At 74.2% G+C, this 18,154-nt stretch carries 16 protein-coding genes; 7 read left to right on the top strand and 9 right to left on the bottom strand.

Annotated elements, in window-relative coordinates; translation table 11 throughout:
• Nucleotides 1-23: 23 nt before the first annotated feature.
• Both ACZ6KO_RS20300 and ACZ6KO_RS20305 read left to right on the top strand, forming a co-directional pair.
• A complete protein-coding gene (locus tag ACZ6KO_RS20300) occupies nucleotides 24-1,124 on the top strand; it encodes a sensor histidine kinase (RefSeq protein ID WP_469305376.1) in 1,101 nt (366 codons plus the stop codon).
• Complete coding sequence (locus tag ACZ6KO_RS20305; RefSeq protein WP_469305377.1) at nucleotides 1,105-1,803, top strand: response regulator transcription factor; 699 nt, start codon at nucleotides 1,105-1,107, stop codon at nucleotides 1,801-1,803. Before ACZ6KO_RS20300 ends, ACZ6KO_RS20305 begins: the two co-directional genes overlap by 20 nt.
• Before the next feature lie 16 nt (nucleotides 1,804-1,819).
• Here the strand turns inward: ACZ6KO_RS20305 and ACZ6KO_RS20310 are convergent, their stop codons facing one another.
• Together ACZ6KO_RS20310 and ACZ6KO_RS20315 are read right to left on the bottom strand one after the other, a co-directional pair.
• Complete coding sequence (locus tag ACZ6KO_RS20310; RefSeq protein ID WP_469305378.1) at nucleotides 1,820-2,383, bottom strand: TetR/AcrR family transcriptional regulator; 564 nt, start codon at nucleotides 2,381-2,383, stop codon at nucleotides 1,820-1,822.
• Between the two features lie 160 nt (nucleotides 2,384-2,543).
• Nucleotides 2,544-4,085 (bottom strand): helix-turn-helix domain-containing protein, encoded by a 1,542-nt coding sequence (locus tag ACZ6KO_RS20315; RefSeq protein ID WP_469305379.1) that lies wholly within the window; start codon nucleotides 4,083-4,085, stop codon nucleotides 2,544-2,546.
• Nucleotides 4,086-4,362: 277 nt separating this feature from the next.
• Here ACZ6KO_RS20315 and ACZ6KO_RS20320 point away from each other — a divergent pair, with 277 nt between their 5' ends.
• Entirely contained in the window at nucleotides 4,363-5,352 is a 990-nt protein-coding gene (locus tag ACZ6KO_RS20320; RefSeq protein WP_469305380.1) for a hypothetical protein, read from the top strand.
• Nucleotides 5,353-5,401: 49 nt separating this feature from the next.
• Here the strand turns inward: ACZ6KO_RS20320 and ACZ6KO_RS20325 are convergent, their stop codons facing one another.
• Nucleotides 5,402-5,857, bottom strand: a complete 456-nt coding sequence (locus tag ACZ6KO_RS20325; protein WP_401446580.1) for a (2Fe-2S)-binding protein — start codon at nucleotides 5,855-5,857, stop codon at nucleotides 5,402-5,404.
• A 26-nt stretch (nucleotides 5,858-5,883) separates the two neighbouring features.
• Complete coding sequence (locus tag ACZ6KO_RS20330) at nucleotides 5,884-8,106, bottom strand: xanthine dehydrogenase family protein molybdopterin-binding subunit (RefSeq protein WP_469305381.1); 2,223 nt, start codon at nucleotides 8,104-8,106, stop codon at nucleotides 5,884-5,886.
• 329 nt (nucleotides 8,107-8,435) lie between these two features.
• Here ACZ6KO_RS20330 and ACZ6KO_RS20335 point away from each other — a divergent pair, with 329 nt between their 5' ends.
• On the top strand, nucleotides 8,436-8,684 hold the full coding sequence (locus ACZ6KO_RS20335) for an SCO4226 family nickel-binding protein (protein ID WP_401446574.1): 249 nt from the start codon (nucleotides 8,436-8,438) through the stop codon (nucleotides 8,682-8,684).
• Between the two features lie 184 nt (nucleotides 8,685-8,868).
• Nucleotides 8,869-10,293: a PP2C family protein-serine/threonine phosphatase gene (locus tag ACZ6KO_RS20340; protein WP_469305382.1), complete on the top strand. Its 1,425-nt coding sequence runs from the start codon at nucleotides 8,869-8,871 to the stop codon at nucleotides 10,291-10,293.
• Between the two features lie 189 nt (nucleotides 10,294-10,482).
• Here the strand turns inward: ACZ6KO_RS20340 and ACZ6KO_RS20345 are convergent, their stop codons facing one another.
• On the bottom strand, nucleotides 10,483-11,976 hold the full coding sequence (locus ACZ6KO_RS20345; protein WP_469305383.1) for a DNA-binding protein NsdB: 1,494 nt from the start codon (nucleotides 11,974-11,976) through the stop codon (nucleotides 10,483-10,485).
• A 244-nt stretch (nucleotides 11,977-12,220) separates the two neighbouring features.
• Here ACZ6KO_RS20345 and ACZ6KO_RS20350 point away from each other — a divergent pair, with 244 nt between their 5' ends.
• Together ACZ6KO_RS20350 and kstD are read left to right on the top strand one after the other, a co-directional pair.
• Nucleotides 12,221-13,345, top strand: coding sequence for an aminoglycoside phosphotransferase family protein (locus ACZ6KO_RS20350; RefSeq protein WP_469305384.1), 1,125 nt, complete (start codon nucleotides 12,221-12,223; stop codon nucleotides 13,343-13,345).
• A gap of 269 nt (nucleotides 13,346-13,614) precedes the next feature.
• Entirely contained in the window at nucleotides 13,615-15,408 is a 1,794-nt protein-coding gene (kstD, locus tag ACZ6KO_RS20355) for a 3-oxosteroid 1-dehydrogenase (protein WP_469305385.1), read from the top strand.
• Between the two features lie 14 nt (nucleotides 15,409-15,422).
• Here the strand turns inward: kstD and ACZ6KO_RS20360 are convergent, their stop codons facing one another.
• From ACZ6KO_RS20360 to ACZ6KO_RS20375, 4 genes are all read right to left on the bottom strand, one after another.
• Complete coding sequence (locus tag ACZ6KO_RS20360; protein WP_401446560.1) at nucleotides 15,423-15,923, bottom strand: hypothetical protein; 501 nt, start codon at nucleotides 15,921-15,923, stop codon at nucleotides 15,423-15,425.
• Between the two features lie 181 nt (nucleotides 15,924-16,104).
• Entirely contained in the window at nucleotides 16,105-16,509 is a 405-nt protein-coding gene (locus ACZ6KO_RS20365; protein ID WP_469305386.1) for an ACT domain-containing protein, read from the bottom strand.
• Between the two features lie 127 nt (nucleotides 16,510-16,636).
• Nucleotides 16,637-16,864 (bottom strand): DUF397 domain-containing protein, encoded by a 228-nt coding sequence (locus ACZ6KO_RS20370; RefSeq protein WP_401446554.1) that lies wholly within the window; start codon nucleotides 16,862-16,864, stop codon nucleotides 16,637-16,639.
• 105 nt (nucleotides 16,865-16,969) lie between these two features.
• Nucleotides 16,970-18,154, bottom strand: coding sequence for a thiolase domain-containing protein (locus tag ACZ6KO_RS20375; RefSeq protein WP_469305387.1), 1,185 nt, complete (start codon nucleotides 18,152-18,154; stop codon nucleotides 16,970-16,972).

Consider the following 18,154-nt stretch of genomic DNA (forward strand, 5'->3'; position numbering starts at 1 on the left):
GGGCCCGGCGTAGATTCCGGGGCATGCAACGGATCCACCGAACGCGCCGGGAGTGGGCCGCCGACATCGGTCTGTTCGTCTTCGCCGCCTGCTTCGCCGCCGTCTCCCTGCCGGCCATCCCCGGGGTGGACGAGCTGAGCCCGGGCTGGCGGATCGCCGACCAGGTGGCGGGGGCACTGGGGTGCGCGGCGGTGTTCCTGCGGCGGCGGTGGCCGGTGCCGCTGGCGGTGGCGCTGCTGCTGGCGGGCGGGGTGGCGCACTTCGTGACCGGGCCGGCGATGGTGGCGGTGTACACGGTGGCCGCGACGAGGCCGCGACGCACGACGGCGTGGGTGGCGGTCCTGGCCTTCGCCCCGCTGGTCTGGTTCGCCGGGGAACTGCCGTCGATGTCGCAGGAGCGGGTGGGCTCGTCCCTGACGTACTTCGCGCTGATGGCCGGGGCGCTCGGATGGGGCATGTACCGCCGCTCGCGCGAGCAGTTGCACGTCTCGCTGCGGGAACGGGCCGAGCAGCGGGTCCGGGAGGACATCGCGCGCGAGATGCACGACGTGCTGGGCCACCGGCTGTCGCTGCTGAGCGTGCACGCGGGGGCGCTGGAGTTCAACCCGGGGGCGCCGGAGGCGGAGATCGCGCGGGCGGCAGGGGTGATCCGGGAGAACGCTCACCTGGCGCTCCAGGACCTGCGGGAGGTGATCGGTGTCCTGCGGGCCCCGGCGGGCGGGGAGCGGCCGCAGCCGGGGCTGGCCGACCTCCCGCGGCTGGTGGCGGAGGGCCGGGAGGCGGGGACGCGGATCGACTGCGGGCCGCTGCCGCCGGGCACGCCCGCGCAGGGGACCGGGCGGACGGCGTACCGGATCGTGCAGGAGGCGCTGACGAACGCCCGGAAGCACGCGCCGGACGCGCCGGTCCGGGTGAGGGTGACGGGCGGACCGGAGGCGGGGCTGACCGTGCTGGTCACGAACACCGTGCCGGCCGCGCCGAAGGCGGGCGGGCCCGGCGGGCACGGGCTGAGCGGGCTCGCGGAGCGGGCGCGGCTGGCCGGCGGCCGGCTGGAATCGGGCCGGGCCGGTGAGGAGTTCCGGGTCAGCGCCTGGCTACCCTGGCATGCCGGACGAGAAGCGTGAGGGGTCTGGCGTGATCCGAGTACTGCTGGTGGACGACGACGCGATCGTACGGGCGGGGCTGCGGCTGATGCTGGGCGGCGCGGCGGACGTCGAGGTGGTCGGCGAGGCGGCGGACGGGGCGCAGGTGCCGGCGCTGGTCGAGGAGCGGTCGCCCGACGTGGTGCTGATGGACATCCGGATGCCGGGGGTCGACGGGCTGGCCGCCACCGAGGTGCTGCGGTCCCGGCCGGGTGCGCCCGAGGTGGTCGTGCTCACCACGTTCGACACGGACGAGCACGTGCTGCGCGCACTGCGGGCGGGAGCCGCCGGGTTCCTGCTCAAGGACACCCCGCCGCTGGAGATCGTGACGGCGCTGCGGAAGGTGGCGGCGGGCGAGCCGGTGCTGTCCCCGGCGGTGACGCGGCGGCTCATCCGCCGGGTCTCGGGGGATGAGCCGGCCGGGACCGCCCCGCGCGCCGCGTCGGCCCGGGCGCGGCTGGCGCTCCTGGCCGACCGGGAGCGGGAGGTCGCCCTGGCGGTGGGCCGGGGCCGCTCCAACGCGGAGATCGCCCGTGAGCTGTACCTCTCGCTGCCGACGGTGAAGACCCACGTCTCGCGGATCCTGACGAAGCTGGAGATGAACAACCGGGTCCAGATCGCCCTGCTGGTGCACGACGCGGACGAGGGCACCAGGGCGTGACGGCCGCCGTCGCGGGTCACCGCGCGGGGCGCTCCGGCAGCAGGCGTTCGGCCAGCGTGTCGATCAGGCCGTCGACCGGGTAGGGGTCGAGCAGGGCCGGGGCGGTGAGGTCGTCCACGATCAGGCCGAGCATGGCGAGATAGAGCAGGACGACGCCGTCGGCGTCCCCCGGCAGCCCGGCGTCCAGGTGGAAGCGGACGTTCGCCGCCAGCTCCAGGGACTGGAACCCGGTCAGTTCGGCCTGGAGTTCGGGCCGCCGGGTGCCCTCCAGACGCAGTTCCAGCATGGCGATGTGCACGCTGCGTTCGCGCCGCATCCGGGCCAGCAGGTCGCGCAGCAGAGCGGCGGTGTCCAGCGGCCCGGCCAGGGTGGCCGGATCGGGGACCAGGCGCTCGCGGGTGCGGTGCAGGATCTGTACGAGCAGCTGGTCGCGGTTGCGGAAGTAGTTCGAGGCGGTGCCGGTCGGTACGCCCGCCTCCGCGTCCACCGCGCGCAGCGTCAGGCCGCGCGAGCCTTCGCGGGCGAGGACTTCGATGGCGGCGTCGAGCAGCGCGGCGCGGCGCTCGGGGTTCTGGCGCATGGACCGAGAGTACTGCACCTGAAGTGCTTCGCGCGCACCCACCCTGCCGGATGACCCAGGACCACGGCGGCCATGGCCGCGCCGACGGCGTCGAGAGGGCGAGCATCAGCAGGGTCTCCTCGGTGGCGCAGGCCACCGAGGAGAGCGGATCGCCGCGGGTTCACCTGCCGGGCGGCGTGCCCTGCGCCGGGCCCGCCAGTTCCTCCGCCCGCTGTGCCAGCCACAGGTCGTGACGGGCACTCGGGGACTGCAGCAGCGAGCGCTCCAGCAGTCCCTCGATCCTGGTCAGCCGTTTGCGGGCGGCCGGCACCGAGATCCCGAGGGCGGCCGCCGCCGGGACCAGGTGCGCGTCGTGCCGCAGCCAGGCCCGCACCGTCTCCCGCGCCCCCGGCGGCGCGTCCGGCTCCGTCAGCGGCCGCAGCTGGCGCCGTGACCAGTCGGCGAGCGAGGGAGCGCGCAGGACGTCGTCCAGGCCCGGTGCCGTCCCCTGCGCCGCGCGGCCGCCCCGCGTCCCGGCGCTCGCCCCGCCGCCCGGGGTGAGCCGCAGGGCGAGCGAGAGCGCGGCCTGGTCGCCCAGGCGGGCCAGGTCGAGGTCCAGGACCCCCTCGATATGGCGCAGCCGGGTGGCGAGGGTGTTGCGGTGGATCTTGAGCAGCCGGGTGGCGTGGGAGGTGAAGTCGAGCCAGGCGTGCGCGGTGGCCCGCAGCTCCTGCCCGCCGGGGTCCTGCGGCCGCCGCGGCTCGTACGCGTGCAGCGGCGCGAGCAGTGCCGCGGCCCACCCCGCGCCCGCGCCGTGGGCGGCCAGCGCCAGCTCGGGCCCGGCGCCGAACCGGGCGTGCCGCTCGTCGCGGCCGCGGGCGACGGCCAGCGCGTGGAAGGCCTGGGTGTAGGAGGCGGGCGCGTCCCGCAGGTGCGCCTGCTCGCTCACCCCGACCGCGCAGTCGCGCCCGAGGCCCACCAGCGCCTGGGCGAGCGGGTCGTGGCCGGCGCCCGCGCCGGCCGGCCCGGTGGGCACGAACACGATGAGGTGGCGTACGTACACCGGGCAGCGCACGATCCAGGCGCGCCCGCCGGTCAGCTCGGCGCACGCCCGGGTGACCGCCGCCCGGTCGCCGGTGCGGCACTCCACGACGTACATCCGCATCGGGTCGGGCAGCGAGGGCGTGAGCACCTCGGCGATCTGGTGGGCGGTGGAGAGCCGGCCGTTCATCAGCAGGTGCAGCACCGCCTCACGAGCCCGGGACTCCGCCGTCGCCGCCCGCTCCGTGCGCCGCCCGGCCTCCTCCGCACGCAGCACGAGCGCGAGCGGCACGGCGGCGTCGGCGAGCAGGGCGGGCGCGCCGGGGTGGTACGGCCGTTCCAGTACGGCGGCCAGCGCGCGCCCCTCGTCGAGCGCGAACAGCAGCGCGGTGGCGCGGGCGCCCTCGACGACGGCCGACCGGACGCCGCGCGCGGCCAGTTCGGCGGCCGCCCGGGCCGCGAGCGCGGCCTCCGCCCCGCCGGGACGCGCGGCCGGGGTGCCGACCGGGGTGCCGGCCGGGGGCGCGTCCGGGAAGCCGGAGCCGCTCGCCGCTCCCCCGACGCCGTCCATGACCCCTACCCAGCCCTGGAGCCGGGCCGCGAGCCAGCGCAGGACCGCCTCGGAGCCGCCGGTGTGGGCGAGCCGGTGCAGCTTGAGGACGTCGTCCGAACGCGCCCACACGGGCCATGGGTTGGGGTGCGGCTCCACGGTGGTTGCCTCCGGTCCGTTCGTCGCGCGCGCCGCATTCAACCACCCGCCGCACACTGTGCGCTGTGATACCGGTCTCCCGCCGCCACTGGGCAGGACGAATCCTGCAACGGGTCCGGCACCCGCCTAGATTGAGCCACGAGCGGTCGGGTCCCGGTGCTCACGGGGGAGCACCGGGCCCCCTCCTCCGCCCGTCGCGGCGGGAGTGGACCAGGGAACCCGCGGGTACCTCCCCCAGGGGGTGGTGGCCGTGGAACGGACGAACCGGGACCAGGACACCGGGCAGGACGTCATGGTGACGGTGTATCCGCTCACCGTGGCCCTGGGCTGGAAGGCCAGGCAGCTGTGCGGCGACCGGTTCGCGCGCGTGGGCGTGCCGCTGCCGGAGGAGACGCGCGTCCACCGGATCTACCGCACCCGTCACTCGTGGGGCGAGGAGATCGCCTGCTCGGCCGCCGAGCTGCGGCAGTGGACCGAGGCGTTCGAGACCTGCACGGCGGGCCTGTCCCAGGCCCTGCTGCGCCTGCACCGCCGGCACGGTGGCACCCGGGAGGCCGAGATCGCCCTGGACCGGGGCACCGGGAGGTTCATACGGCCGGGCCCGCCCCTGGTGAGGCTGCCCGGCTGGTCGGCCCGCAATACCGTGCGGTCGGAGAAGGCCCAACGGGCCTACCTGGCCGAGGTGACGGCGGTGACCGAGGCCTACCGGCCGGTCGGGGAGGAGATCGAGCGCCGGGTGGAACGCAAGCGTGCCGCGCGGCGGGCCGTGGAGGCGGAACGCCGGCGGGCCGCCGAACGGCTGGCCGCCGCGGTCCGCCAGGTCGGCGCACAACCCGTGTGGTGCTGCGCCGTCGCGGCCGGTGCGGGCGCCGGCCCGGTCGTGGACGTACGCCGCTGCGACGTGGACCCCGGCGCCGGCGCGCGGGACGAGAGCCCGCTGACGGCGTACGAACTGGACGCGCGCCTGCGGGAACTGGTGGGCGAGCGGGCCGGGCGACGGGTCCGGTGGGACCGGGCGGCCTGCCTGCGGACCGAGGAGGACCTGGCCGCCCGGGGGGAGCGGCTGTCGTTCGTCTCCTGGTGGCAGACCGTCACCGGCGGCTGGTGGGAGACCCGTCTGACGTCCGGCGCGCCCGTGAGCGTCGTCCACGTCAGCTCGTACCCCACCGGCTACGGGGCGGGCGGACACGGTGGCGGCGGGCACAGCTGCGGCGGCGGCCACGGCTGCGGCGGGTTCTGAACGGCATCCCGGCCCCGCATCTGGACCTCGCCCCAGGACCACGTACCGGTCACATCCGGGCGGCCGCCGCCCTGATGGCCTCGCGGATACGGAAATACGTACCGCAGCGGCAGATGTTGGCGATGGCGTCGATGTCCTCGTCCGTCGGCTCGGGCGTCCGCTTCAGCAGCGCGACGGCCGCCATGATCTGGCCGGGCTGGCAGAACCCGCACTGGGCGACGTCCTGTTCGAGCCAGGCCTCCTGCACCGGGTGCAGCCGGTCGCCGTCCGCGAGGCCCTCGATGGTGGTCACCTCCCGGCCCGCGCAGGCCGAGACCGGCACCACGCACGGGCGGACGTCCACGCCGTCGAGGTGGCTGGTGCAGGCCTTGCAGACGTCCACCCCGCAGCCGTACTTGGGCCCGCGCACGCCCAGCAGGTCGCGCAGCACCCACAGCAGGGGCAGGTCGTCGGGGGCGTCCACGGTGACGCTGCGCCCGTTGACGGTGAAGGTGTGCGACGGCACGTGAACGGCTCCTGGGCTCGGGCGCGCTAGCGGGGGTAGGGGGTGAAGTCGACGTCGAAGTCGAGGGGGAAGCTGCGCGGCCGGGTCCCGGTGGCGCGGGCGTAGGCGTTGGCGATGGCCCCGACGGCGGCGGGGACGCCCAGCTCGCCGGCGCCGCCCGGTTCCTCGCTCGTCGCGGGCAGCACGAAGACCCGTACGTCGCGAGGGGTGTCCCGCTGCTGCGCCCAGTGGAACTGGCTGTAACTGCCCTCCAGCGGCAGCCCCTTGTCCAGGTGCAGCCCGGCCCGCAGGGTGGTGGAGATGGCGTCGGTGAGCCCGCCGATCATCTGGGCCTCCAGACCGCGCGGGTTGACCGGCCGGCCCACGTCCACGGCGATGACGGCCTTGGTGACGCGGACGTGCCGCGGGTCCCGGGTGTCGATCTCGACCAGGCAGGCGGTGCGGGACTTGTACTCGTCATGGAAGGCGATGCCCTGCGCGCAGCCCGCGGGCATGGGCCGTCCCCACTCCCCCTCCTGGGCCGCCTTGTCGAGGACCGCGCGCTGGGCGGCGGTCTTCAGGAAGGCGCGCCGGAAGGCGTACGGGTCCTTGCCGAGCCGCTGGGCCAGCTCGTCGACGACGATCTCCTCGGCGCCGCGGGTGTTGGCGGAGTACACCGAGCGCCAGGAGCCGGTGGGGATGCCGGTGGGGACCTCGGTGAGCGCCTGGGTGGTCAGGCCGAAGTGGTAGGGGGACTTCACCGTGGTCAGGAACAGGGTCTGGGCGAGGGTGGCGTTGCCGATGCCCAGCGGAAGGCTGGCGGCGGTGGCCGTGATGATCTCGCCGAGGCCGTGCCGGAAGTCGGTCTCGACGGCCGCGACCCGGTGCTCGAAGCTGAGCACCTCGCCGAGGGCGTAGGTGGCGCGGATCCGGTGGTGGGTGGCGGGACGCATCCGGCCGTGCCGGGTGTCGTCGACGCGGGTCCACATCAGCCGGACCGGGCGGCGGCAGGCCTTGGAGATCCGGGCGGCCTCCAGCGCGGCGTCGAAGAAGAGCCGCCGACCGAAGGAGCCGCCCGCCTGGACGACGTGCACGGTCACCTTGCTCAGCGGCAGCCCGAGTTCGGCGGCGATGGTCTCGCGGGCGACGATGGGCGACTTCAGGCCCGACCAGATCTCGGCCCGGTCGTCGCGGACGTCGGCGACGGCCGAGTTGGTCTCCAGCGGGGCGTGGCTGACGAAGGCGAAGTCGAACTCGGCGTCCACGTACGGGGTGAGCAGCGGCGGCACCAGCAGCGGCGGGACGGCCGCGCGCAGCTTCGTACGGATCTGCGCGTCGGAGAGGTGGTCGGCGGGGCCGGGGCCCCAGGTCACCTGGAGGGCCGCCCGGGCGTCGAGGGCCTGGCCGAAGGTCTCCGCGACGACGGCGACCCCCGTGGGGACGGTGACCACGTGCAGGACGCCGGGCATGGCCCGTACGGCGTCGGCGTTGCCGACGCTGCGCACGGTGCCGCCGAGCGTGGGCGGGCGGCGCAGGACGCACGGCTTGGCCCCGGGGACGTCGAGGTCGAGGGTGTACTCCAGGGCGCCGGTGACCATCGCGCGGGCGTCCACTCGGTTCACGGGTGTGCCCACGAGGGTGTGCCGGGCGGCCGGTTTGGGGGTGGTGCCGAGGGTGACGAGCAGGTCGGGGTCGGCGGCGGCCGCGGCGAGGCCGCCGTAGTCGGCGGTGCGCCCGTCGGGGGCGCGGACGGCGCCGCCGGCCGTGGACAGCGAGGAGGGCGCCACCTTCCAGCGGGCGGCGGCGGCCGCCACCAGGCGGGCCCGGGCGGTGGCGGCGGTCTGCCGGACCGGCCCGTACAGCGAGCGGATGGAGTTCGAGCTCCCGGTCAGCTGGTTGAAGAGCAACTCGGGGCGGGCATCGTCGAGTTCCACGTGCACGCGGTCCAGCGCGGTGTCGAGCTCCTCGGCGACGAGCATGGCGACGGCGGTGGTGAGGCCCTGGCCGACCTCTTCGCGCGGCAGCCGGAACCTGATGTTCCCGTCAGCCTCGACGGTGAGGACGAGCAGTCCCGCGGTGGGCGCCCCGGCCAGGATGAACAGGTCGCCGAGGTCGATCAGATCGGCGGGGGCGGGCAGGGACGGGATCGCGGCGGCGGCCGCCCGGGCCGGCTGCGGCACCAGGGCGTCGGCACCGGCGCGGGTGGCGACCGCGAGCGTGGGCGCGGCGACCAGGTAGGTGAGGAAGGTGCGCCGGCTCTGCCCTGTCATGCAACTCCCCGCCCGATCGGTTACCGGCACGTAGCGTAGCGATGACGGGGCGCCCGCGGAACCCTCGCGTCGCCTCGTCATCATGGGGGCCCGCGGTCCTCCGTTCGGGGGGCCTCGCGGTGACCGGCGTTGCCGTACGGCGCGGGTGGGGAAAGTCGTACGAGGTGCTCGCACGCCTCGCCCGTACGATCGACCGCCCCTCCCCGACGGTCCGGATCCGGCCACTCCTTCCGGTCGCCGCCGCCCCTCGCGCCCGCCCCGCGGCCCGGCTGGACCGTCCGCCCCGACGGACGGACGATGGAGGAGGCAAGGGAAGGAGGTGTGCGGACATGGCCCTGTACATGGACGTCCACACCGACATGAAGGGTGTCACCGCCGACCAGCTGGAGGCCGCCCACCGCGCGGACCTGGCGATCGAGGCCCAGGAGGGCGTGCACTTCAAGAACGCCTGGGCCGACCCCGAATCCGGCGTCGTCTACTGCCTCTCCGAGGCGCCCTCGGCCGACGCGGTCCAGCGCATCCACGAGCGCAGCGGACACCCCGCCGCCGAGATCCACCCGGTACCGCTCACGATCTAGCCATCCGGACGGTGACCTGAATCATTCGCACAGATCAGAGGGGATGGAAGTCCGTAGGCATATGCCGCGAGCAAGACCTTAACGGATGTTGCCAAACGCCTTACAGGCCGTCCCGGGCTGTGTCACAGTCGTAACCAAGTCCTTCCTTCAGACTTGGCCGTGCCGCGCCTGTATCGGAGTTCCCATGCCGTCCCATCTGTTCGCGGACCGTCCCGCGCAGCCGCCCGAGCCCGGGTCGGTGGACGCGCTGATCAAGCAGACGCGCAGGCTGCGCGGTGATGTGGACGCGGTGCGCCGCGACACCGTCGTGGACGACGACGACGCGCAGGGCCGCTGGCAGCGCGCGCTGTGCGATCTCGCCGTGCACCACCTCGACGACCTCGGCCAGCACCTCGGCCAGCTCAAGGAGGGCCTGCCGGCCGTCCCCGACATCGAGGAGCCCGCGCGGTCCGCGCCCGGGACGGGTGCCGAGCACCCGCAGACGAGGGTCGGCAGCGCCGAGTGGAACCTGCTCACGGACGAGGTCAGCTGGTCCGACGAGCTCTTCCTGATCTTCGGCCGCTCCCCCGAGATCGGCCCGCTCTCGCTCGACGAGCTGGGCTCCACCCTCTTCTCCGAGGACCAGCCGCTGCTGACGGCGATGGTGACGGCGTGCCTCGTCGACGGCAAGCCCATAGACGGGGAGTTCCGCATCGTCCGTGCCGACGGACGGGTGCGCACCCTGCACATGCGCGGCGAGCCGGTCCTCGACGCCGATGGCTGCACGGAGTCCATGTGGGCCGTGCTGCGCGACGTCAGCGAACTCCGGCGCAGTGAGCGGGCGGTGCGCGAGAGCGGGGACTCGCTCCAGCGCCAGCGCCAGATCGCCCTCACCGAGCACCGCATCGCGGTCGAGCTCCAGGAGGCCGTCCTGCCCCCGTGGCGCGGCTCCCTGCGCTTCCCCCGCGGCAGCAGCGGCACGCTGGACGTCGCCGCCCACTACCTCCCCTCGGCGTCGAGCGCGCTGATCGGCGGAGACTGGTACGACGCCCTCGAACTGCCCGACGGCAGCTCGCTGCTGACGGTCGGCGACCTCACGGGACACGGCGTCACCGCCACCTCCGGGATGGCGATGATGCTGGGCGCCCTGCGCGGCATGGCGATGGCCGGCATCGCGCCGGGCCCGCTGATGGGCTGGCTCAACCAGCTCCTGGAGACCTCCGTCCAGCCCGCCCTCGGCTCCGCCGTGTGCTGCCGCTACGACCCCGTGCGCCGCGTGCTCGCGTGGGCGCAGGCCGGTCACCCCGCCCCGCTCCTCTTCCGGCACGGCCAGGGCCGCTCCCTGCAGCCGCCGGAGGGCGTGCTGCTGGGCGCGACCTCCGGGGCGTCGTACGGTCAGGCCGAGGAGTGGCTGGAGGCGGGCGACGTGCTCGTACTGCACACCGACGGACTGACGCCGCGCAGCATCGAGTTCAGCCGGGCCGACGGGACGGAGCGGCTGCTGGCACTGGCGCCCCGGCTCTCCGCGATCCGGTCGGCGCAGGACGGTGTACGGATGGTCATCGAGGAGTTCGGCGAGACGGAGCGCGAGGACGACGCCTGCGTGCTCGTCGCCCGCATCGCAGGCTGACCCCCGGGCGCCGTGGCGCGTCCGGGGCGTACCCGTGGCTGTTCACGGGAGAGTTGACGGTTCGTTGACGGTCGGGTGAGTCGTGGGTTCGTCGGGTGAGTCGACGGTTCGGGGGCCGCGCCACGGGCGCGGCCTTCGCGTCGTCGTGGCTGGTTCTTCCGACGGAGGACGGGGGGTCCGCCCTCGCCGCTAGATCTCCGCGCCCCGCAGCCGGCCCGCCGGGCTCGTGGGCAGCGCCAGCTTGATCTCCTGGCGCAGGTCCTCGATCCGCGCGAAGCCCGCGTACTGGCCGGTGAGCCGGTACATCTCCCGCAGCCGGTCCCATGTGCGGTGCGAGGACGTCTCGTTCATCGAGACCAGCGCCAGCCGCGCGTAGCGGTCGGCCTGCTCGGGTTCGTCGGCGATGAAGCATGCCGACGCCAGCGAGATGTAGTCGAAGATCTGCGAGCGCTGGTGTCCGCCCGCCCGCAGCCGCAGCGCCTCCTTGGCGTGGCGCGCCGCGATCGGCGCCGCCGAGGGATCGTGGTCGGCGAGCGTACGGAAGGCCAGCGCCTGCATGCCGTGCAGGTCGGCGGCGTCGAAGTGCTGCATCCAGCACGGCGGCGGGACATCGCCCTTGTCCGAGACGAACAGCTCCTCGGCCTCGCCGAGCGTGCGCCGCATCGCCTGCCCCTTGCCCATCGCCGCCTGTGCCCACGCCTCGATGGTGTGCAGCATGGCGCGGGTCCGTGGCAGGGTCTGCTCGCCGGAACCGGACTGCGCGAGCTTCATCAGGTCCATCGCCTCGTGGGGCTTGCCCAGGTGCACCATCTGGCGGGCGGCCCGGGAGAGCGCCTCCCCGGCGCGCGGCCTGTCGCCGCCCTCCCGCGCGGCGTGCGCGGCGATCACGAAGTACTTCTGGGCGGTGGGTTCCAGGCCCACGTCGTGCGACATCCAGCCCGCCAGGACGGCCAGGTTGGCGGCCACACCCCACAGCCGGCGCTGGAGGTGGTCGGGGTGGCGGTAGGCGAGCATGCCGCCCACCTCGTTCAGCTGGCCCACCACGGCCTTGCGCTGGAGCCCGCCGCCGCGGGACGCGTCCCAGGCCCGGAAGACCTCCACGGAGCGTTCCAGGGCCTCGATCTCCTGGGAGCCGATGGGGGCCGCCTCGTAGCGGTCGTAGCCCGCGGGGTCGGCCTGGAAGTGATCGGCGAACCGTGGCGCCTCGGCGGCGCGGGCGGGTTCGGTGTGGAGCCAGTCGTACATGACGTTGCTGAGGGCGGAGCCGGCGGTGAGCACGGCGCCCGCGCCCATCAGACCGCGACGGTTGAGCATGAGGTCCATTCCCGTGAATTCGGTGAGGACCGCGGCTGTGCGTTCGGGCGCCCACGGCAGGCCGTCGGGGTTGTCCTTCGCCCCGTCCGCCTGCCGCTTGGAGGTGCGCCGCTGCCGTACGAACCCGAGGTCCTCGATGGTCACGACACGACCGAGCCGCTCGGTGAACAGGGCCGCGAGGACGGTGGGCACGGGTTCGCGCGGGGTCTCCCCCATGTCGATCCAGCGCCGCACCCGCGAGGTGTCGGTGGCCAGCTGGTGGTGGCCCATGGCCGCCGCCTGCCGGTTGACCATCCTCGCGAGTTCGCCCTTCGACCATCCCGCCAGGCCGAACAGGTCGTTCAGACGGGTGTTGGGTCCTTTGCTCACGTCAAGCCCCCAGGTTCTCGGCTGACTTGACAGTAGCCCGCCGTCAGATGCCGAGCGACTATTCGCCAGGGTTCGCCAGGGTTCGCCAGAGCCCGCTCCCTTCTCTGCCACCCACGCCAGGGTGTCAGGTAGGAATGCGCCTCCCCGCCCCGGTCATCCGGTGGCACTCCCCAGGGTGCCGGAACCGGTACCGGGCGGGCAGGTGTGGGCAATTCGTCGGCGCACGAAGGGAACCGCAACCGTCATGTACGCAGCATCGTCCTCCGTGTCCGCCCCCGTCCGGCCGCACCGCACCCTCCAGGCGGGCGGCGGCCCCTACCTCGACCCCGGCCGCGGCCCCGTACCGGCGCAGGGCGCCGTACGGGCGCGACGGCTGCCGGGAGCCACGGCGCTCACCCCGAGCGGCAGAATCGACCTGTCGGGGCCGCAGGGCGCGCAGTTGCGCACCGCGCTCGCCTCGGTCCAGCGGATCTGCCCGGAGTTCGCGCCCGTCCAGGTACTGCGCCGCAGCGGCCGGTCGGTCCTGCTGGTGGGGACGACCGGGCGGACGACCGCCGTCGCGAAGGTTTTACTGGACCACTCGCCGGAGTGGCGTGAGCGGTACCGGCACGAAATAGCTGCATACCGTGCGTTCGTCCGGCACCGTCCGCCGGTCCGGGTGCCGCGGCTTATCGCCGCGGATCCGGAGAACTGCACGCTGGTGGTGGAACGGATGGCGGGCAGGGTGGCGGCCCTGCAGCGGCATCCGGTGGAGGCCCCGCCGCGGCCGGACATCCGGGCGGCGCTGGGCGCGGTGTGCCGGGTCAACCAGTGGCGGCCGCCGGCGGAGCTGTTCGGCCGTCCGCTGGACTACGCCTCGCGGATCTCCCGGTACCACGAGCTGGGGCTGCTGACCGACCGGGACCTGGGCGACCTGCAGAAGCTGCTGCACGGGCTGGCGGCGGGCGGGGTGCCGTGGCAGTTCAACCACGGTGACGCGCTGCTGTCGAACCTGCTGCTGTCCCCCGCGGGGCCGGTGCTGCTCGACTGGGAGCACACGGGCTGGTACCTGCCCGGGTACGACCTGGCCACGCTGTGGACGGTCCTGGGCGACGCGCCGGCCGCCCGGAGCCAGATCAGCCGGCTGGCGCAGGCGGCGGGGCCCGCGGCCCGGGACGCGTTCCTGGTCAACCTGATGCTGGTACTGACCCGGGAGATCCGGATGTCCGAGACGGCGGTCCAGCGCTCCATGCTGGCCACCGCCCCGACGCAGCCGCTCCCGATCGGTGCCCTGTCGGCGGGCGAGGAGCAGCGTCTGCTGCTGCGCCGCCTGCACGACGACTGCGGGATGGCCCGCAGAGCCGTCCGGGCGGCGGTCGGTACCCGCTGACCGACGTCCGGACATCATCCCCACCCCCCATGGTCGCTGAGCCCCGGGCATCCCACCGCCCGGGGTTCAGCGGTGTCCGGGGAAGGCCGCATGGGGAGGACTGTCCGGGGACGACTGTCCGGGGACGACTTTCCGGGCACGGCTGTCCGGGAACGGCGGGCGTTTCCGTATGCCTTGACATCCCATGATCCCGCGAACACCTTTTCTGACTCAGCATCAGACAGCGTCGCGCCCCCTCTCGCCGCCCCCTAGTCCGCTGGAGCCCGCCCATGTCCGCAAGCCCCGCCCCTTCCGCCCCCCTCTCCCCCTCCCCGCCCTCGCGCCGTACGGTCCTCGCCGGGACCGGCGCCGGGGTGCTCGCCGCCGGGCTGCCGGCCCTCGCGGCCCGGGCACACGCGGCCGGGACCCCCTCGCTGGGCGAGTACGACGTGGTCGTGGTCGGGTCGGGGGCCGCCGGGATGACCGCCGCGCTGACGGCCGCCCACCGGGGGCTGAGCGTGCTGGTGGTCGAGAAGGCGCCGACGTTCGGTGGTTCGGCCGCGCGGTCGGGCGCCGGGATCTGGCTGCCGAACAACAGCGTGCTGCGGGCGGCGGGGGTGCCCGACACCCCGGAGAAGGCGGCCACGTACCTGGCGGCGGTGGTCGGGAGCGAGATACCGGCGGACCGGCAGCGGGCGTTCCTGGCGAACGGGCCGCGCATGCTCGACTTCGTGATGGCGAACAGTCCGCTGCGGTTCCGCTTCATGGAGGGCTACAGCGACTACTACGACCTGCCGGGCGGGCTGCCGAACGGGCGTTCCATCGAGCCGGACCAGCTGGACGGCAACGTCCTGGGCGCGGAGCTGGCCCGGCTGAACCCCGCGTACATGCCGGTACCGGCCGGGATGGTGGTGTTCTCCGCCGACTACAAGTGGCTGACCCTGGCCGCGGTGAGCGCGAAGGGCCTGGCCGTGTCGACGGAGTGCCTGGCGCGGGGTGCGGCGGCGGCGCTGCGCGGCGAGAAGCCGCTGACCATGGGGCAGGCGCTGGCGGCGGGCCTGCGGGCCGGTCTGCAGCGGGCCGGGGTGCCGCTGTGGCTGCGCAGTCCGCTGGTGGACCTGGTCCTGGAGGGCGGGCCCGTGACGGGGGTGGTGGTGGAGAAGGACGGCGAGCGGGGCGTCGTACGGGCCCGCAAGGGCGTGGTCGTCGGCTCGGGCGGCTTCGAGCACAACGCGGCGATGCGGGCGCAGTACCAGCAGCAGCCGATCGGCACGCAGTGGACGGTGGGGGCCAAGGAGAACACCGGTGACGGCATCCGGGCCGGTCAGCGGGCCGGGGCGGCGCTGGGGCTGATGGACGACGCGTGGTGGGGGCCGGCGATCCCGCTGCCGGAGGAGCCGTACTTCTGTCTGGCCGAACGGACCCTGCCGGGCGGGCTGATCGTGAACGCCGCCGGGGCCCGGTTCGTCAACGAGGCGGCGCCCTACAGCGATGTGGTGCACGTGATGTACGAGAAGGACCGCGGCGCGCCGGGGTCGCACATCCCGGCCTGGCTGATCGTCGATCAGAACTACCGCAGCAAGTACCTGTTCAAGGACGTGCCGCCGGCGTTCGTCCTCCCGGACGCGTGGTACGCGTCGGGGGCCGTGAAGAAGGCGTGGACGTGGGACGCGCTGGCCGGGCAGATCGGGGTGCCGGCCGGGGCGCTGCGGGCCACGCTGAACCGTTTCAACGCGCAGGCGTGGGACGGGAGGGACGCGGACTTCCGGCGCGGCGACGCGCCGTACGACCACTACTACACGGACCCGAACGTGCACCCGAACTCGTGCCTGGCGCCGGTGTGGGCGCCGCCGTTCTACGCCTTCCGCATCGTCCCCGGGGATCTGGGCACGAAGGGCGGCATCGTGACGGACGCGCGGGCGCGGGCGCTGCGGCCGGACGGCTCGGTGATCCGCGGCCTGTACGCGGCGGGCAACGCGAGCGCGGCCGTGATGGGCCGCAGCTACGCGGGGGCGGGGTCGACGATCGGGCCCGCGATGACGTTCGGCTACGTGGCGGCGAACGACATCGCGGACACCCCGTAGGCCCCGGCGCCCGTTCAGCCCTGCTGGAAGAGCTCGGCCGGGAGGGGCTTCAGCAGCGCGTAGAGGTCGTCGGTGATGGGCCGGTCCCAGCTGGCGATGGTGACCAGCACGTTGTCGCTGCGGTCGAACTGCACGCAGCTGATCCGGCTCTCGGAGAGCTTGATCTTGCGGACGATGAGGAGGTTGTCCCCCTGCATCACCGGGCAGTCCTCGGTGCCGGTGACCTCGACGTCCTCGTCGTTCTCGAGGGCGTCGAGGAGCTGGGCCACCTCGAAGGGGATCTGCTTGTCGGCGAGCTCCCGGGCCGGGGAGCCCTCGGGGAGATTGCCGATGATCATCGCGGGGCCGCGTCCGCCGAAGAGGTCGTAGCGGAGGAAGACACCCTGGCAGCTGCCGTCGGGGGCGGGCAGCAGCCCGGCCCCGAGATTGCCCGGCCAGTCCCCCGGGTCCATGGCCAGGACATCGAAGTCCGGGCCGGCGGGTGTGGCGGCGCGGTGGCGGCGGAGGAAGGACATGTCGCCATGGTACGTGCCCCGGCACCCTTTCCGGCCGGTGGGCCCCGCTCCCCCGGGCGCCGTCCGCCGCCCGCCGCGCCCCGCGGGCTGCGCCGGGGCGGCACCGGGTGCGCCGGCTCCGGTACGGCCGTCCGGGCGCCCGCCGCGGGGCGCCGGCCGGGGCGGGGCCGGGCGGCGGGGGTCAGACGGCCCGGCGGGCGGCCAGGTCGCGCAGGACGGCGACGGCCTCGACCGCGCGTTCGACGGGCACGAACAGGTGGTCGTGGTGGTATCCGGCGATCACGTTGCAGCTCAGCCCGTGGGCGGCGAGCTCGGTGGCGAAGGCTCCGGTCAGGCCGACGGCGTCGAGGGCGGAGTGGACGCGCAGAGTGATCCAGCCCGCCACATAGTCGTACGCCAGTGCGGCCGCGTCCGCCTCCTCCTCGCGCAGGACGAGGGTGAGGCCCTCGGCCTCCTGGACGGTCACGACCGGACGCACACCGGCGGGGACCGCGCCCCCGGGGACGGTGCAGAAGACGTACCGGCCCTCGTTCAACTCCGGGCGCATGCCGCTGATGAGTGTGTCCAGGTCGCTCTCGCCGCTCATGGGGGCACCCTACCGGCCCTCCCGATATGACCGTTTCGCACCCCGCGGTGGCGGTGCCCACCGGGGCGGCGGCTCCGCGCCCGGTGGTGCGCCACGTCGACGAGCGCGTCGGAGTGCGTCCCGAGGGCTAGGTCAGGTCGAACTCGCCGCCGCGGGCGTTCAGGACGAACGCCCGCCACTCGTCCGGCGCGAAGATCAGCGAGGGGCTCTCGGGGCGTTCGCTGTTGCGCATCGCGATGAACCCCTCGACAAAGGCGATCTGGACATCGCCCGCTCCCCGGCTGCTCGACTGCCAGTCCGCCCCGCTGAGATCGAGGTCGGGCTTGTTCCAGCCTGCGAGGGGCTGCGAAGTCATGCTCTCGGCCACGTGCGTGCTCCTCCCGGTTCCGTCGTCCGGGGGCCAGGTTAACCATGCGCCCCGGACGACCGACAGGGCCCCTTCCGGGCCGGACGCCCCGCCTCACGCGGGCGGTTCGGCGCCCACCAGCCACATGGCGAAGAACTGCGCCCCGCCGCCGTACGCGTGTCCCAACGCCCGCCGCGCGTCCGGGATCTGGTGCTCGCCGGCCAGGCCGCGCACCTGGAGGGCCGCTTCGGCGAAGCGGATCATGCCGGAGGCGCCGATGGGGTTGGTGGAGAGCACACCACCCGAAGGGTTGACCGGAAGATCGCCGTCGAGCTCGGTGACGCCCGACTCGGTGAGCTTCCAGCCCTCGCCCTCCTCGGCGAACCCCAGGTTCTCCAGCCACATCGGCTCGTACCAGGAGAACGGCACGTACATCTCCACCGCGTCGATCTGGCGGCGCGGATCGGTGATGCCGGCCTGCCGGTAGACGTCGGCCGCGCAGTCCTTGCCCGCCTGCGGGGAGACGAAGTCCTTGCCCGCGAAGAGGGTCGGCTCGCTGCGCATCGCGCCACCGTGCACCCAGGCCGGCGGCCGCGGTGAACGCGCCGCGCCCGCCCGGTCGGTGAGGATCATCGCGCAGGCGCCGTCGGAGGAGGGGCAGGTCTCGGAGTACCGGATCGGGTCCCACAGCATCGGCGAGGCCTGGACCTTCTCCAGGGTGATGTCGTGCTCGTGCAGGTGCGCGTACGGGTTCTTCAGCGCGTTGCGCCGGTCCTTGTACGCCACCAGCGAGCCCACCGTGTCCGGCGCGCCGGTGCGCCGCATGTAGGCGCGCACGTGCGGGGCGAAGAAGCCGCCGGCGCCCGCGAGCAGCGGCTGCTGGAACGGCACCGGCAGGGACAGGCCCCACATGGCGTTGGACTCGGACTGCTTCTCGAAGGCGAGGGTCAGGACGGTGCCGTGGACGCGGGCCGCGACCAGGTTCGCGGCGACCAGGGCGGTGGAGCCGCCGACGCTGCCGGCGGTGTGCACGCGCAGCATCGGTTTGCCGACCGCACCGAGGGCGTCGGCCAGGTACAGCTCCGGCATCATGACGCCCTCGAAGAAGTCGGGGGCCTTGCCGATGACGACGGCGTCGATGTCCGCCCAGGTCAGCTCGGCGTCGGCGAGGGCGCGTACGGCGGCCTCCCGGACGAGTCCCGCGATCGAGACGTCGTGGCGGGCGGCGACGTGCTTGGTCTGGCCGACACCGACGACGGCCACCGCCTCTTTGGATGCCTTGGATGCCTTGGATGTCAT

This window comes from Streptomyces sp. NPDC042102, from assembly GCF_055582305.1.

Bases quoted from the DNA above. Each gene is read 5' to 3' on its own strand.
- ACZ6KO_RS20300 (WP_469305376.1), top strand. From the start codon at position 24: ATGCAACGGATCCACCGAACGCGCCGGGAGTGGGCCGCCGACATCGGT.
- ACZ6KO_RS20305 (WP_469305377.1), top strand. From the start codon at position 1,105: ATGCCGGACGAGAAGCGTGAGGGGTCTGGCGTGATCCGAGTACTGCTG.
- ACZ6KO_RS20310 (WP_469305378.1), bottom strand. From the start codon at position 2,383: ATGCGCCAGAACCCCGAGCGCCGCGCCGCGCTGCTCGACGCCGCCATC.
- ACZ6KO_RS20330 (WP_469305381.1), bottom strand. From the start codon at position 8,106: ATGACAGGGCAGAGCCGGCGCACCTTCCTCACCTACCTGGTCGCCGCG.
- ACZ6KO_RS20335 (WP_401446574.1), top strand. From the start codon at position 8,436: ATGGCCCTGTACATGGACGTCCACACCGACATGAAGGGTGTCACCGCC.
- ACZ6KO_RS20340 (WP_469305382.1), top strand. From the start codon at position 8,869: ATGCCGTCCCATCTGTTCGCGGACCGTCCCGCGCAGCCGCCCGAGCCC.
- ACZ6KO_RS20350 (WP_469305384.1), top strand. From the start codon at position 12,221: ATGTACGCAGCATCGTCCTCCGTGTCCGCCCCCGTCCGGCCGCACCGC.
- kstD (WP_469305385.1), top strand. From the start codon at position 13,615: ATGTCCGCAAGCCCCGCCCCTTCCGCCCCCCTCTCCCCCTCCCCGCCC.
- ACZ6KO_RS20360 (WP_401446560.1), bottom strand. From the start codon at position 15,923: ATGTCCTTCCTCCGCCGCCACCGCGCCGCCACACCCGCCGGCCCGGAC.
- ACZ6KO_RS20365 (WP_469305386.1), bottom strand. From the start codon at position 16,509: ATGAGCGGCGAGAGCGACCTGGACACACTCATCAGCGGCATGCGCCCG.
- ACZ6KO_RS20370 (WP_401446554.1), bottom strand. From the start codon at position 16,864: ATGACTTCGCAGCCCCTCGCAGGCTGGAACAAGCCCGACCTCGATCTC.
- ACZ6KO_RS20375 (WP_469305387.1), bottom strand. From the start codon at position 18,154: ATGACATCCAAGGCATCCAAGGCATCCAAAGAGGCGGTGGCCGTCGTC.